Source organism: Collinsella sp. AF28-5AC, assembly GCF_003457875.1.
Taxonomy (GTDB): domain Bacteria; phylum Actinomycetota; class Coriobacteriia; order Coriobacteriales; family Coriobacteriaceae; genus Collinsella.
Window position 1 is genome coordinate 92,185 of the sequence record NZ_QRTA01000005.1, and the last position, 15,481, is coordinate 107,665.

The 15,481-nt window shown below is 58.7% G+C and carries 10 protein-coding genes; 8 read left to right on the forward strand and 2 right to left on the reverse strand.

Annotated elements, in window-relative coordinates:
- Positions 1-6 precede the first annotated feature (6 nt).
- A complete protein-coding gene (gene xdh / locus DWZ01_RS05285) occupies positions 7-2,784 on the forward strand; it encodes a selenium-dependent xanthine dehydrogenase (protein ID WP_117769390.1) in 2,778 nt (925 codons plus the stop codon).
- Positions 2,785-3,264: 480 nt separating this feature from the next.
- Here xdh and DWZ01_RS05290 read toward each other — a convergent pair whose 3' ends face one another.
- Positions 3,265-4,263, reverse strand: a complete 999-nt coding sequence (locus DWZ01_RS05290) for a hypothetical protein (protein ID WP_117769392.1) — start codon at positions 4,261-4,263, stop codon at positions 3,265-3,267.
- 714 nt (positions 4,264-4,977) lie between these two features.
- Between DWZ01_RS05290 and DWZ01_RS05295 the strand changes: the two genes are divergently transcribed.
- Positions 4,978-6,369 carry an ATP-binding protein gene (locus DWZ01_RS05295; protein ID WP_117769394.1) on the forward strand — a complete coding sequence of 464 codons (1,392 nt, stop codon included), beginning with the start codon at positions 4,978-4,980 and terminating at the stop codon, positions 6,367-6,369.
- A 487-nt stretch (positions 6,370-6,856) separates the two neighbouring features.
- Here DWZ01_RS05295 and DWZ01_RS10990 read toward each other — a convergent pair whose 3' ends face one another.
- Positions 6,857-6,982 (reverse strand): hypothetical protein, encoded by a 126-nt coding sequence (locus DWZ01_RS10990; protein WP_255412934.1) that lies wholly within the window; start codon positions 6,980-6,982, stop codon positions 6,857-6,859.
- A 469-nt stretch (positions 6,983-7,451) separates the two neighbouring features.
- Here DWZ01_RS10990 and DWZ01_RS05300 point away from each other — a divergent pair, with 469 nt between their 5' ends.
- The 6 genes from DWZ01_RS05300 to DWZ01_RS05325 all read left to right on the forward strand — a co-directional run bounded on the left by DWZ01_RS05300 (position 7,452) and on the right by DWZ01_RS05325 (position 15,453).
- The gene (locus DWZ01_RS05300) at positions 7,452-8,180 is read left to right on the forward strand and encodes a 3'-5' exonuclease (protein ID WP_117769396.1); all 729 of its coding nucleotides are present in this window, start codon (positions 7,452-7,454) and stop codon (positions 8,178-8,180) included.
- A gap of 329 nt (positions 8,181-8,509) precedes the next feature.
- Complete coding sequence (locus DWZ01_RS05305) at positions 8,510-8,716, forward strand: hypothetical protein (protein ID WP_117769397.1); 207 nt, start codon at positions 8,510-8,512, stop codon at positions 8,714-8,716.
- 2 nt (positions 8,717-8,718) lie between these two features.
- Entirely contained in the window at positions 8,719-10,515 is a 1,797-nt protein-coding gene (locus DWZ01_RS05310; RefSeq protein WP_117769399.1) for a class I SAM-dependent DNA methyltransferase, read from the forward strand.
- 2 nt (positions 10,516-10,517) lie between these two features.
- Entirely contained in the window at positions 10,518-11,792 is a 1,275-nt protein-coding gene (locus tag DWZ01_RS05315; RefSeq protein WP_117848312.1) for a restriction endonuclease subunit S, read from the forward strand.
- A gap of 3 nt (positions 11,793-11,795) precedes the next feature.
- Positions 11,796-12,359 (forward strand): hypothetical protein, encoded by a 564-nt coding sequence (locus DWZ01_RS05320; RefSeq protein WP_117769403.1) that lies wholly within the window; start codon positions 11,796-11,798, stop codon positions 12,357-12,359.
- Position 12,360: 1 nt separating this feature from the next.
- Positions 12,361-15,453: a type I restriction endonuclease subunit R gene (locus DWZ01_RS05325; protein WP_117848314.1), complete on the forward strand. Its 3,093-nt coding sequence runs from the start codon at positions 12,361-12,363 to the stop codon at positions 15,451-15,453.
- Positions 15,454-15,481 lie beyond the last annotated feature (28 nt).

The window sequence follows — 15,481 nt, forward strand, 5'->3', positions numbered from 1 at the left end:
ATCACCATGGCACAGGAATTCACTTTTACCGTTAACGGCGTGGAGCGCACGACGACTCAGAACAAACCGCTGCTGCGCTACCTGCGGGACGACCTGCATATTCACTCCGCCAAGGACGGCTGCTCCGAGGGCGCGTGCGGTACCTGCACCATCCACGTGGACGGTGCGGCCGTCAAGGCGTGCGTGCTGACCACCGCGCTTGCCGCCGGCCGTAACATCGTAACCGTCGAGGGCCTGCCCGAGGACGTGCGCGAGGCCTTTGTGTACGCCTTTGGCGCCGTGGGCGCCGTGCAGTGCGGCTTTTGCATCCCCGGCATGGTCATGGCGGGTGCGGCACTCATCGCCGAGGACCCCGAGCCCACCGAGGAACAGATCAAGTACGCCATTCGCGGCAACGTCTGCCGTTGCACCGGCTACAAGAAGATTATCGAGGGCATTTCGCTGGCAGCCGCGGTGCTCCGCGGCGAAAAGCAGATCGACGAGGACCTGGAGCGCGGCGATGACTACGGCGTGGGCAAGCGCGCCTTCCGTATCGACGTGCGCAAGAAGGTGCTCGGCGAGGGCAAGTACCCCGACGACATCGACGAGCTCGACCAGCCGGGCCTGACCTATGCCAGCGCCGTGCGCTCGAAGTACCCGCGTGCCCGCGTGCTCTCCATCGATACCTCCAAGGCCGAGGCCCTGCCCGGCGTGGTGGGCATTCTGCGCGCCGAGGACGTGCCGGTCAACCAGGTCGGCCACCTTATCCAGGACTGGGACGTCATGATCGCCCAGGGCGATATCACCCGCTGCGTGGGCGATGCCATCGTGCTGGTGGTTGCCGAGGACGAGGCGACGCTCGAGAAGGCCAAGAAGCTCGTCAAGGTTGATTACGAGCCTCTGGAACCCGTGCGTAACATCGCCGAGGCCAGGGCTGCCGACGCTCCGCGCCTGCACGACAGCTTCTTTGCCTTTGGCAACACGGTGGAGCTCAAGGACAACGTATGCCAGAGCCGTCACGTGACGCGTGGCGACGCCGCCAAGGCGCTGGCGGAGAGCGCGTTCACCGTGACGCAGCGCTTTACTACGCCCTTTACCGAGCATGCTTTCTTGGAGCCCGAGTGCGCCGTCGCCTTCCCGTACAAGAACGGCGTCAAGGTGCAGTCGACCGACCAGGGCGCCTACGACACGCGTAAAGAGTGCGCCCACATGTTTGGCTGGGATAGCGAGCCCGAGCGCGTGGTCGTCGAGACCATGCTCGTGGGCGGCGGCTTTGGCGGCAAGGAGGACGTGTCCATCCAGCACCTGGCCGCGCTCGCCGCATATAAGTTCCAGCGTCCCGTGAAGTGCAAGCTCGCGCGTGCCGAGTCGCTCGCGTTCCATCCCAAGCGCCACGCCATGGACGGCACCTTTACACTGGGCTGCGACGCCGAGGGCAACTTTACCGGCCTGGATTGCGAGATCAACTTTGATACCGGCGCCTACGCGTCGCTGTGCGGCCCGGTGCTCGAGCGCGCCTGTACGCATGCCGTCGGCCCCTACAAGTACCAGAATACCGACATTCGCGGCTTTGGCTACTACACCAACAACCCGCCCGCCGGCGCGTACCGCGGCTTTGGCGTTTGCCAGTCCGAGTTTGCGCTCGAGAGCCTGATCGACCTGCTGGCCGAGAAGGTCGGCCTGGATCCGTGGGAGATTCGCTACCGTAACGCCATCGAGCCGGGCGAGGTTCTGCCCAACGGGCAGATTGCCGACTGCTCCACGGCGCTGAAGGAGACGCTGCTCGAGGTCAAGGATGCCTACTATGCGCATCCCGGACACGCCGGTATCGCCTGCGCCATGAAGAACGCCGGCGTGGGCGTGGGCCTGCCCGATGCCGGCCGCTGCAAGATTCGCGTCGAGAACGGCGTGGCCGTGGTCTATGCTGCCACGTCCGACATCGGCCAGGGCTGCAACACGGTCTTTTTGCAGGACGTTGCCGAGGCATGCGGCCTGCCGCTTCGCTGCATCGCCAATGGCGAGTGCTCTACCGAGAACGCTCCCGACTCCGGCACCACGTCTGGCTCGCGTCAGACGGTCGTGACCGGCGAGGCCGTGCGCGGCGCCGCCTTCCTGCTGCGCGATGCCATGCTTGACATCGAGGCCGGCAAGCATGCACCCGATGCTCCTGTGAGCGCCCATGGTGATGGCATCAAGATCGAGTACGACGACGGTCGCGCCTATCAGCTGCACACACAGGAACTCGTCGCCGGCCAGGGTATGTATCCTCAAGATCCCGCGGCTGCTATCAAGGCACTCGAGGGATGCGAGTTTGGCTACGTGTACCTGGAGCCGACCGACAAGCTGGGTGCGGATGTTCCCAACCCCAAGAGTCACATCTGCTACGGCTTTGCCACGCATGTGGTCATTTTGGACGACGACGGCCGCGTGAGCGAGGTCTATGCCGCACACGATTCCGGCAAGGTGGTCAATCCCATCTCCATCCAGGGTCAGATCGAAGGCGGCGTGCTCATGGGTATGGGCTATGCGCTTACCGAGGATTGGCCGCTCAAGGACTGCGTGCCCCAGGCGAGGTACGGCACGCTCGGGCTGTTCCGCGCGCCCGAGATTCCGGATATCCACGCCATCTACGTGGAGAAGGACGAACTGTTGCCCGTGGCATACGGCGGCAAGGGCATCGGCGAGATCGCAACGATCCCCACGGCGCCCGCCGTGCAGAACGCCTACCGCACGTTTGACGGCAAGCTGCGTCCAAATCTGCCCATGGTGGATACGCCCTACAGCCGCGTCCGCAACCGCGGGTAGGGTAGGGCGCGGACAGCCATTACTGACGAGCTGTTCGCGCTCAACATCAACTGCATATGCTGCGCCTTTGGCCCCAGCTCCATCGTGAGTCGGGGCCTTTTGTTTGGAGCGCCTCCGCATGCGGAAACTGCGTCCCAGAATTTCGCTTCAGAGTGGGATGCCGTTTCCGGCTGAACCCTCTGGCGGAAAGTTCATCCCAGAATTGACGCTCGGAGTGGGACACAGTTTCCGGATGGAACCTCAGCGGAAATTGCGTCCCAGTTTGAGCGTCTATTCCGGGATGCAGTTTCCGCTGGGCGCTTCAGCCGGAAAGCGTGTCCCGTTCTGGGCCTTGATTCCGGGACACGGTTTCCGCTAGGTATGCCATATGGAAGGCGCATCCCATTCTGAGCACTCAATCTGAGATATGGTTTCCGCGGTGCCGCCAACTGGAAAGTGTGCCCCAGTTTGATGGGCAGGCGGGCATAAGCTCAACAGCTCCTACAGGTCCACCTCGTTGAGCCATGTCGGCAGCGCGGTCTGCCGGATGCCTGCCGTCTGTAGCTTTTTGGCGAGCACTCCTGCCGAGCGGACCTCGCTGATGGTAAAGCGCAGCAGAGGGTGACCGTAGAGCGATAGGTGCGCCTCGCGCTGTCGTTCGGCAACGAGCGCCTCGGCGGTGGTGCGTCCGGCCAGCATGGTCTGGTCGGTATATTTGATGAGCCCGTCGAGCTCGCCCAGCGTGAGTTCCCGCGCCTGGCGCTCCCAGGCAAAGTCCGTTCGTATGGGCTTGGCCGAATTGAAGGGGTCCGTCAGCTCGTATTGAAGCCAATCGGGCGCAAAGCCCGTCTCGATCATGACGGCTCGGGCGACCGATTCCCCGCCGCTCTCGGCGCGGGCGTCGGCATATCGAAGCGTTGTGAGAGCCGTACGAATCGCGCGACCATTGCGGGCAGTTGCTCGTTGCTCGACGGCCTCCATCAGCTGTTCCCGCACAAGGACGAGCTTTGAGATCGCCGAATCGGCAATGGGCATACCGTCGGCAAAACCGGTCTGCAACAGGCAATCTGTAACCGTTTGGATGGGCGGCGTTACCGATATGCCGGCTCTGCGTTTTGCTCCGGCCGGCTCAATCTGGTGCCGCTGAATATGTGCGCCCGGACGAGCCGACGGCTTGGTGGTACTGCAGACATGCACGACATTCAGGTGTCGCCACGAGACCTCGAGCCCCAGCAGACAGGCGGCCGAAAACGAGCAGAACGTCCAATCGGGGTGGATGATCGCAAGGGCGCGGAGGATTTCGCAATGGCGTTGCGCTCGGTTGAGTTCATCCCAGCGCGTTTTTCGCGCAAACAACCCCGGCATGGGCGAGACAACCGTGCCGCCGGTGCGCCGAAGGAGCGCTTTTCGGATCGCCGTGCTCGGGGGAATCAGGCAGCGCCCCTCTTGTTCGGCTTGAGTGAGCAGTTGGTCGATGAGCTGGTCATTGCAATGGGTCATGAGCTACCGCCTCCTTTTGGGTAGCAAAAACGTATCAGCTGGAACTTGCCGCTCAGCTGACCAAAAGCTGACCAAAATCTAACCATGCAGGTAGATGACCTGCTTTTGGCAACATATTTCTTGTTTGAATCGGTGGGCGGTAATCGGCGACCGTGAACGGTAACTGGATATGAAGTCTTGGTAAGTTTCGGGACGTGTACTTTTTGAAAAAGAGCATTCTATCTGCTGTTTTGTGTTTCTGGATCGCATATTTGAAGGCATGTGATAAGGGCGGCGGACTGTCGCCTTGTATCTGCGGAAACTGTGACCCGGAATTGCCACTCGGAATGGGACGCGCTTTCCGGACAGCCCTTCAAGCGGAAACTACACCCCAGATTTCGGCCTCAGAGTGGGATGCCGTTTCCAGATCGGGCCTCAAACGGAAATTGCATCCCGGAACGAGCCTTCAGAGCGGGATGAACTTTCCCAACGGGCCGCATGCGGAAACTGTGTCCCGGAATTGCCACTCAGAACGGGACACGCTTTCCGGATGGGATGCTTGGCGGAAACTACGGCCCAGTTTTGGCTCCAGAACGGGATGCATTTTCCGGAACGGTCCACGTGCGGTGGTGTACCGCCCCTTTTGCGTGCGCTGCCTGTCGAATTACGTTATAGCTAGCTATATTATAGGAAGGTATAATATAGCTAGCTATAACGTAAAGGAAGGATGGCCCTATGTTTATCGGAAGAACAGCGGAAATGTCCGAGCTCAATCGACTGTATGGCACGGGCTCCTTTGAGATGCCTGTGATTTACGGCCGCCGTCGCGTGGGTAAAACGCGCCTTATCACAGAGTTCATCCAAGGCAAGAGGGCTATTTACTTTCAAGCTCGTCGTACCAATGCAGAGGCAAACCTGCACGGCTTTAGCCAGGCGATACTTGCGGGTTCGGTTGGTGCTGCAGGCGTGTCGTTTCGTAGTTTTGACGAGGCGTTCGATGCATTGGCCACCATGGCTCGCACGGAACGTTTGATTGTTGTGATTGACGAGTATCCCTATCTCGCCCAATCGAATCCCGAGATCAGCTCGTTGCTGCAAGACAAGATCGATCACTTGTACAAAGAGACCAAGCTCATGCTTATCCTGTGCGGCTCGTCTCTTTCGTTTATGGAGGAACAGGTGTTGGGCTACGAGAGCCCACTATACGGTAGGCGTACGGCCCAGTTTAAGATCTTGCCGCTCGATTTTATGACGACTCTCGGCCTGTGGCAGAGCATGGGTCGCGAAGACGCTGCAGTTTGCTATGGCATGACGGGCGGCATTCCTGCATATATCGAGAAAGTCGATCCTGCCGCACCGCTCAAGGACAACATCAAACGTCTTTTTCTTACTCCTACGGGCTATCTCTTTGAGGAGCCGAGTAACCTGCTATTGCAAGAGTGCCGCAATCCCGAGCAATATGATGCAATCGTGCAAGCAATTGCTCAGGGGCGCTCGAAGATCTCGGAGATTGCGAGCTCTACGGGAATCCCTGCGAGCAACGTAAAGAGCTATGTGGATAAGCTGGCGTCGCTTGGGATTGTCGAGCGCGAGCTGCCCCTAAACGAGACGAGCAATAAGCGAGCCGTGTATCTGCTGAGCGATCAGATGTTTAGGTTCTGGTACAAGTTTGTTCCGCAGAACATCGGGCTGATTCAAAACGATATGGCCGAGATGGCGTATAAGCGCATTGAGCCGTACGTATCGGATTACATGGGTACGGTCTTTGAGCTCATATGCAGACAATACGTGTACGAACTCGCGCGGGCGGGCCAGCTCGATGTGGTTCCGGCGAGCGTCGGGCGCTGGTGGGGGACGGATAATCGTACGCATACGCAGGAAGAAATCGACTTGATTGTTGACGATGGCGAGGGCGATGCGCTGTTTGCGGAGTGCAAATGGCGCAATGAACCGGTAGGCGAGGATGTTCTGGAAAAGCTCGTGTACCGAAGCGAGCTCTTTAGGCGGCAGCATAAAAGCTACGTGATCTTTTCGAAGCGTGGCTTTACGCAAGGATGTCAGGAAGCTGCGGCGAGCAGGGGAGATGCCAAGCTGATTTCGTTTGCCGAGATGTGCGAGCGGAGATAACCAAGCGCGCTCTGATGTGATGCTCGGAATGGGATGCGCTTTCCTTTTGCAACCCTTGGCGGAAAGCGTGTCCCAGATTTCGGCTTCAGAATGGGATGCCGTTTCCGGATCGGCCCTCAGGCGGAAACTACGACCCGGAATTTGGCTCCAAAACGGGATACGCTTTCCCGGTGGCATCTCTAGCGGAAACTGCATCCAGGAATGAGCTCTCGGAACGGGACACGCTTTCCCATCGGGGCTTCAAACGGAAACCGTGTTCCGGAATTGAGCCTCAGGGTGGGACGCATTTTCCGGTAGAGGCCTGGGACGGAAGGCGTGTCCCAGAATCCGGCTAATCCGATGGCCAGGTGGTTGAGCGAGCGGGCTCCGGGGCTCCATTACTGAAAATTCATTTGTTAAACCTGGCAACCGTAGGTAGAATAAAGTCGACGGCAGCCCAAGGGTGATAGCTGGGCAGCGCCGTTACTTAGTTCAAGGGGTCAATGCCTTAACGGCGTCGACCCCTCTTCTTTTGCTTCGTACGCTGCTTAAGTGCCTCGGAAAGTCCGATAAGCGCCGTGAGGAGCGAGACCAAAGCGGTCAGGAGCTTCACGAAATCAATCAGATCGGTCATGGGCATCACCTCCCGTCGCATGGAGGGCGCTGCCCGGCACATGGAACTGCCGTCAACAACTGCCATTCTATCAAAGCGCGGTCATAAATACGAATATATGTTCGATAATAACAGCAACGTGATTCCCTCGAATAGCAGCCTTTCGTAAGGGCGGCAGAAGACGGCGCTGGGCGATTGGGGCTAGACGCGCAGGTCTTCGTCACCGAAAGCCCGTTTGATTAACCAGCCCTCTGTAGGTACACTGCATATTGATGGGCCCGGGATGACCGCTGATTCAAGTCACCGGGCCTAAATCTTTTTCATGCATTTGAATAGAGCGGGCAACTCTCTTGGGGCCGTCTGCATGGCGTGTGCCTGGCGCATGGTATTGCGCCCAGCTTTCATGTCCGCGCGGCCACCTATCCTTACGGCAATGTAGCCGCCTATGTAGCAAGCGGCAGGCAACGGAGAAAGGCCCTAACCGTGTCAGTTGAAAAAGACGCCGGGTATCTCGGCTATCGATACGACGAACTTTGCGCGCCAGATTGTGCTGGACTTTGAGTTTGCGCCGGTGCCAAAGCAGCGCCAGCGCCGTGGACTGCGCAATGAGATTATCGAGGTCGGCGCCGTCAAGCTCGATTACCACGGCAACGTTATGGGCGAGTTCTCGCAGTTTGTGCAGACGGAATTTACCGAAGGCGTTGCGTTTCCCGTCCGCGAGCTCACAGGTATATCGGCCGTGGACACCGCGATGGCCGACCCGCTCTACATGGTGATCAAAAGGCTCAGCGATTGGATCGGCCGCTACTCCGCCCAGATAGTTTGCTGGAGCGGGACGGACCGTCGACAGCTTATGACCGAGTGCCAGGCAAAGCAAATCGACCTTGCCGCATTTCCTACGGACTGGGCCGATCTGCAGGCGTTTTACACCTCGATCATGGACGTGGGCAGCCACGAGTGCGTCTCTTTGAATGACGCGGCGACGTGGTTTGGCATCGAGTTTGACGAGTCGACGGGTCACGCCCACAGTGCCCTAGCCGACGCGCGCGTGACCGCCAAGTTGCTCAAGCAGGTGATGGACGGGGGCTATCGCGTGAGTCCGCGTGCTCAGGAGATCCGCCAGCGGTGGGGGATGGGCGATCGAGCCCAGATGCGCCTTTCCAACAAGTGCCCCGAGCTGGGCGACCTGCTGCTGAAGCTGAAGGCGGAGGGGAGGTAGGGGGCGTTCAGTTGGTAGCCGAGGCAGTTGGGACGGTCGAGGTCGCGCTAACGAAAATCCATTTGTTAAACCTGCTAGCCCTGGGTACACTGCATATCGATGGGCCCGGGATGACCGCTGATTCAAGTCACCGGTCCTAAATTCATATCTATAGGTTTAACCGAATGGCTGACAAGCCTACGGGACCTAAGATTCCATGGCATCGCGAATGGGCAGAACGTTGACTCTCGACTTCCCCTTCTATCTGCGTCAGATGGTCATTGGCTTCTGTTCCTTTGCTAGAATCAGAAGCACATTTGTATTGCATCATGCAATCGCGGGGGTTGCCAATGAAATACGCCGAGCTTGTCGACGGAGAGGCCAAGACAGGCGAGCTCAAGAGCTTTCTTGTGGATGGCGAGAACGTTGCCGTGACCATCCGCATACCTAAAAACATGCGTGATGCGGCGAAGGACGCCGCTGCGCTTTCTGGCATCAGCTTTACCTCGCTGGTAAAGATGAGCCTCATCGAATATCTGACCAAGAAGGAGAAATAGCAGTGGCGGATAGCGACGATCTTATCAAGGCCGTTGGCGCCAATATTCAAGAGAAGGCATCTCTCATTTGGAGTGCCGCCGATACCCTGCGTGGCCCCTACAAGCCTCATGAGTACGGCCTGGTCATCCTTCCTATGACCGTTATCAAACGCTTCCACGACTGCCTTGAGCCCACGCACGATGCCGTTCTCGCCGCAGCTGAGAAATACAAAGCCTTTTCCGTGAAGGACGGCTTTTTGCGCGATGCCTCCGGCTACCCCTTCTACAACACCTCTAAGTTCACCTTCGAGACGCTCAAGGCCGACCCGGAGAACATCGAGGACAACTTCAAGGACTACATCAACGGGTTCTCGGACAACGTGCAGGACATCTTGGCACGCATGAAGTTCGCCGACCAGATCGAACGCCTCTCCGACCCAGACGCCCCGCTGCTCTACCAGGTCGTCTGCGACTTCTGCAAGCCGCAGGCCGACATGTCGCCCGACAAGATCAAAGCTGTGGACATGGGCTACATCTTCGAGAACCTCATTCAGCGCTTCTCCGAGTCCTACGACGAGGACGCCGGCGCTCACTTCACGAGCCGCGACATCGTGTACCTCATGACCGACCTGCTCATTCAGGCGGACCCGCACGTCTTCGACGGCGACCGCATCACGAAGACCGTCTACGACCAGACCATGGGAACCTCGCAGATGCTCGGCTGCACCGAGGAGCGCCTGCGCCAGCTCGACGCCGAGGCCCGTGTAACCTGCTACGGTCAGGAGTTCAATCCCTTCACTTTCGGCATCGCGAAGGCGAGTGCGCTAATTCGTGGCGAGGACGACGCCAACATGCGCTTCGGAGATACCCTCTCCGCCGATAAGTTCGATGGCTTCAAGTTCGACTACTGCATTTCCAATCCACCCTTCGGTGACCCGTGGAATCCTCAGGCCCCCTCGGTGGAGAAGGAATTCAAGACTGCCGGCGGTGGACGCTTCCCCGTTGAGAAGCTTCCCGCCAAGGGCGATGGTCAGATGCTCTTCGTGCTCAACGGCCTGTCTAAGCTCAAGGACGACGGCGTGATGGCGATTGTCCAGGACGCGAGTCCGCTCTACAAGGGCAAGCCCGGCAGCGGCGAGGACAGCATCCGCCGATACGTGTTGGAGAACGACTGGCTCGACGCGATCGTGCAGCTGCCCTGCGACTCGTTCTACAACACCGGCATCGCCACCTACGTTTGGCTCTTCAGCAAGGCGAAGGCACCGGAGCATCGCGACCACGTGCTGCTCATCGACGCCTCCCGGTGCTTCGAGAAGCGCCGCAAGGGCATTGGCGACAAGAAGAACGACATCACCAAGTCCTGCCGCGACCTTATCGTCCAGGCGTACTCCGAGTATCGCGACGGCACTTGGACGGGTGCCGGGTCCAACGGACTAGAGGTCTCCGTCGAGGCGCGCCTGATGGAGACGGTCGAGTTTGGCTTCAACCGCGTTGCCGTGGAGAGCCCCGTCGTCGACGAGGACGGAGAACCCGTCCTTAACAAACGCGGGAAAATGCAGGCGGACAAGGCCAAGGAGGACACCGAGGACATCCCGCTCACTCAGGACATTGACGCCTATATCGAGCGCGAGGTACGCCCGTACAACAAGTACGCCTGGGTGGACAAGAAGAAGACCAAGGTGGGCTACACCGTCCCGTTCACGCGCGTGTTCTACAAGTACGCCGAGCTGGAGCCAGCTGACGAGATCGCCAAGCGCATCCTCGAGCACGAGAAGACGCTCGAGAAGAGCCTCAAGGCCCTCTTCGGAGAGGTGCGTTAGCAATGCGGGAGATGAAGGACAGTGGCGTCGAGTGGCTCGGCGAGGTCCCCTCGAGGTGGAAATTGCATAGGGCTAAGCGCCTGTTTAAACTCACCAACGACAGGGGCAACGATGACCTTACGCTTTTGGCAGCGACCCAGAAGCATGGCATGTGGCCTCAGGATAGGCTTGAAGGTGTTGTTCGCGTTAAGGACGATACCGACCTAAGTAGATTCCGTACGGTTCACAGGAATGATTTTGTAATCAGCCTGCGCAGCTTCCAGGGCGGCTTCGAGCGCTCCGACTTCGAAGGGGTCTGTTCGCCTGCTTACCAAACGTTTCGCTCAATAAAGCCAATCGACTATCAGTTCTATAAGTACTTGTTTAAGTCGCCGTCGTTTATTGACCATATGAATTCACTAACGTTGGGCATCCGCGAAGGCAAAACAATCAAGTTCGAGGACTTTGCAGCCCAAGTGCTACCCATGCCTCCCCTCGATGAGCAGCGCCGCATCGCGGAATACCTGGACGATAAGTGCGCCGAAATCGACCGCGCCGTCTCCACCGCCGAGCAGTCTATTGAAGAGTACAGGGCGTATCAAAACGATGTGGTTAAACGAGCCATTGTTTACGGTACGTGTAACGCTTTCAAAGTGAAAGAAAGCGGAGTCCCGGCGATAGGAAAAATGAATGCGAACTGGGGCCTCGTGATGGTGAAGCGTCTCGCTGTATTTCTCAACGGAGATAGAAGTGACAGCTACCCTTCAGGCGACGACATTCAAGAGGCTGGAATTCCGTTTATTACGTCTGGCGACCTCAATGGTCGTTATCTTCCCGACGTCTTTTCGAAGTACATTTCGCAAGATAAGTACGATTCACTTAAGGGTGTGAAGCTACGGCGCGGTGATGTCGTCTTTTGTTTGCGCGGAAGCGTTGGCAAATGCTCGTTGAACCGAACGGAGAACTGCGGCACGGTTGCTTCTTCGCTGACTGTCGCTAGACCCATTTGCTGCGCTCCCGAGTGGCTTAGCTATGCGCTTACGTGCTCATCTACCACCAATCAAGCCATGGCTACTGCCATTGGTGCAACGAGCGCAAATCTTGCCGCTAACGTATTGGCTCGGGCGTTTGTGCCATTGCCCCCTCTCTCCGAACAGCGTCTCATTGCGGACTACTTGGACGAGAAGTGCACCCAGATCGATGCCGATATCGCTGCCAAGCAGGCTATCATCACCGACCTCAAAGCGTACAAGCAGTCGCTCATCTACGAGACCGTCACCGGAAAGCGGGAGGTGTAGCCAATGGGCGATTCCTATCGTCTTCCGGGCATCGTGCTGGAGGCGTCGTCGTCGAAAACGTGGGATATTGCCGTTTCCGAATGGCACGTGGTGGGGTGCCATGACAATGGGAACACCTCCGGAGAGTGTCTTTGCGGGCATGAGGGCATCAGGTATGAGTTCACAATCAAAAATTCCGTCAACGGGAAAGAGCTCTCGCCAATAGGCTCCACCTGCATCCTTAAGTTTGAAAATGATGAGCTCAAGAACGAGGTTGAGGGCTGGAAGGCAGCGATCAAGCTGCTGGAAGCCCTTGAGGCGAGGAAGCCGGGCGTGCGACTCGATGGCATGAACAGGGATCTGTTTTCTCGACGCCTCTACGCTTTCCTTTACGAGAGGGGCGCCTTTCCGGCCAATAGGTACAACGGTTATGACGGTCGAAACGATTACGAGTTCATGGTGGATATGTTCAACAAGAGGACGGCACCGACGGAAAAGCAGCGCGCGAAGATGTACATGGTGCTAAACAAGAGCATATTTCCGTGGCTCGCTCTCTTTGGTCGCGAGTTGAGAGAGATGAGGTTGTAGCATGCCTGCGCAGACAAAGGAAAAGAACCTCGAAGAGGACATCGAGTCGTTTCTCTGCTCGCCTGAGGGCGGTTTCTTCAAGTGCGACGACAGGCATTCGCTCCTCTACGTCGAGGACGGCACCTATCAGATGGTCGGCGGCGGCTACATGGAGCATCGTGACCGTGCGCTCGACGCCGCCACCCTGGTCAACTTCATCCAGACGACGCAGCCCAAGGCGTGGGATCGCTTCGAGCGCATGTGCAACTCCGATTCCACGGCGAAGTTCGCCAAGGTCTTCAACGACGCCGTCGACCGCCTGGGTATGGTCGCGGTGCTCAAACACGGCTTCAAGCACCGAGGAATTCCTTTCAAGGTCGTATTCTTCAAGCCGGAGAGCGGGCTTAACGAAAGCGCCGCCGACCGCTATGCCAAGAACGTCTGCCGCTGCATCCGCCAGTTCCACTTCGCCGAGACGGGCAACCAGACCATCGACATGGTCCTGGACGTGAACGGCATCCCCCTGGTGAGCATAGAGCTCAAGGACCAGTTCACCGGCCAAGACGTTGAGAATGCCATGCGCCAGTGGCGCGAGGACCGCGACCCGAGGTGTCGCTGTCTCAAGTTCAACACGCGCATGGTGGCCTTTTTCGCCGTCGATCTCGAAAATGTCTACATGACCACCAAGCTGGAGGGCGCGAAGACCTTCTTCCTGCCGTTCAACCAGGGCTCCGCCGGGGCGGGAAACGACGGCGGCGCCGGCAACCCCGCAAATCCCGACGGTTATGCCACGAGCCACTTGTGGGAGGTCGCCCTGCAGAAGGACAGCCTGCTCGATATCGTCAACAAGTTCCTCCACCTGGAGGTCAAGGAAGAGACAGAGCTCGATGCGCGCGGCAACGAGGTGAAGCGCAAGAAGGAGCGCATCATCTTCCCCCGTTACCACCAGCTCGACTCCGTGCGTAAGGTCATCGCCGACGTGCGCGCGAACGGGACGGGCAAGAACTACCTCGTGCAGCATTCGGCGGGGTCGGGCAAGTCGAACAGCATCGCCTGGACGGCCTATCGCCTTGCATCCCTCTTTGTGGATGACACCCCGCTGTTCGACTCCGTGGTCGTCGTCACCGACCGCCGAGTGCTCGACAGCCAGCTGCAGGAGACCATCTCGGGCTTCGATCACGCCATCGGCTCGGTCGTGACCATCGGCAAGGACAAGACCTCGGCCGACCTGCGGGACGCCATCAACGGCGGCGCTCGTCTCATCGTCTCGACCCTTCAGAAGTTCCCCGTGATCTACGAGCAGGTCGAGAGCAAGGGTAAGCGCTTCGCCATCATCGTCGACGAGGCACATTCGTCCCAGACGGGAACGAGCGCGCTCAAGCTCAAGAGCGCCCTTGCCGACAAGCGCGACGCGCTCGAGGAGTACGCTGAGATCGAGGCGGAAGCCGAGGACGCCGCAGCCGATTGGGAGGACCAGCTCGCCGACGAGCTCGCGAGCCACGGCCGTCACAAGAACCTGACCTTCGTTGCCTTTACCGCCACGCCAAAGGAACAGACGCTCGAGATCTTCGGCGATGAGTGGCCTGACGGGTCCTTCCGCCCGTTCCACGTCTACTCGATGCGCCAGGCGATAGAGGAGGGCTTCATTATGGACCCCCTCGCCAACTACGTGAGTTATTCGGAGGCCGTCGAGCTCGCACGCACGGTCCCCGACAATCCCGACGTACCGAGCAGCCCCACGCTCAAGCTGCTCCGCAAGTATAAGGAGCTGCACCCCTATGCCCTCGGCCAGAAAGCCGAGATCATCGTGGAGACATTCCGCAATGTGACACGCACCAAAATCCGCGGCAAGGGCAAGATGATGGTGGTCACGGCCTCGCGCCTCGCGACGGTTCGCTACTACCACGAGATCAAGCGCTACATGCAGAAGAAGGGCTACGATGATATCGAGGTGCTGGTGGCGTTCTCGGGCGCCATTAGCGACCCGGCTGACGGCCCCGACGGTCCCGAGTACACCGAGCCGGTCATCAACGTCGGCCACGATGGACAACGCGTCGCCGAGAGCCAAACGAAGGCCGAGTTCCACAACTATGGGGACGTGCTTGTTGTTGCCGAGAAGTACCAGACGGGCTTTGACGAGCCGCTGCTGCACACGCTGGTGGTGGACAAGAAGCTCAAGGACGTGAAGGCCGTCCAGACGCTCTGCCGCGTCAACCGCATCCACCCGGACAAGGAGGACACCTACATCCTCGACTTCGTGAGCAAGCCCGAGGACATCCAGAAGGCTTTCGAACGCTTCTACACCGAGACGTCGCTTTCCGAGCAGATTAACACCGACCTCCTCTATCAGGTGCAGACCGATATTCGCGGTTACGGGCTCTATGACGAGTCTGACATTGAGGCCGCTGCCGAGATAGTCTTCACCGATGGCAAGGGTAAATCGCAGAGCAACGTGCAGGGTAAGCTCGCGGCCGTTTTGAAGCCGGCGGTCGCGCGTTATAACGAGTTGAACGACGATGAACGCTATCAGGTTCGTCGCAAGGTGCGTAGCTTCTGCAAGTGGTACACCTACATCACCCAGATCGTGCGCATGTTTGACCGAGACCTGCATAAGGAATACGTGTATTTAAGCTATCTGCGCCACCTCCTCAAGGTCGAGAAGATCCCCGTCGAGGCTGTGGACGACAAGGTCGAGATGCGCTTCTACAAGCTCAAGCAGGAGTTCGAGGGCAGCATTTCGCTTGAGCCTGGCGGCGGCGTGCTCGATCCCGGTGGCGCGGCCAAGACCGTGACGCCCGATAAGAAGCGCGACCCGCTGCAGGTGCTCGTGGATAAGTTCAACGAGCAGTGGGCTGGCAACTTCACCGAGGGAGATCGTGTGGTTATCGACACGCTGTGGAAGCGTATCGCCGAAAACCCGCAGGTCGCCGACACCATCCGTCGCGACGGCAGACAGGTCTTCGAATCAAGCCTGCTGCCCAAGGTGTTCGATGAGGAGGCTCGCCGCGCCTATGTGGAGAACACGGACTCCTTTACCAGCCTCTTTGAGGACAGTGAGAAGTATCGCGCCATGATGAGCGCCATCGGGCAGCTGCTGGTTGAGAAATTCAAGTAGGATTCCTGAGATTGATGTTGGAAAAAGG

Excerpts from the sequence above, each read along its gene's own strand:
- DWZ01_RS05315 (WP_117848312.1), top strand. The coding sequence starts at position 10,518 with ATGCGGGAGATGAAGGACAGTGGCGTCGAGTGGCTCGGCGAGGTCCCC.
- DWZ01_RS05320 (WP_117769403.1), top strand. The coding sequence starts at position 11,796 with ATGGGCGATTCCTATCGTCTTCCGGGCATCGTGCTGGAGGCGTCGTCG.
- DWZ01_RS05305 (WP_117769397.1), top strand. The coding sequence starts at position 8,510 with ATGAAATACGCCGAGCTTGTCGACGGAGAGGCCAAGACAGGCGAGCTC.
- DWZ01_RS10990 (WP_255412934.1), bottom strand. The coding sequence starts at position 6,982 with ATGACCGATCTGATTGATTTCGTGAAGCTCCTGACCGCTTTGGTCTCG.
- xdh (WP_117769390.1), top strand. The coding sequence starts at position 7 with ATGGCACAGGAATTCACTTTTACCGTTAACGGCGTGGAGCGCACGACG.
- DWZ01_RS05290 (WP_117769392.1), bottom strand. The coding sequence starts at position 4,263 with ATGACCCATTGCAATGACCAGCTCATCGACCAACTGCTCACTCAAGCC.
- DWZ01_RS05295 (WP_117769394.1), top strand. The coding sequence starts at position 4,978 with ATGTTTATCGGAAGAACAGCGGAAATGTCCGAGCTCAATCGACTGTAT.
- DWZ01_RS05325 (WP_117848314.1), top strand. The coding sequence starts at position 12,361 with ATGCCTGCGCAGACAAAGGAAAAGAACCTCGAAGAGGACATCGAGTCG.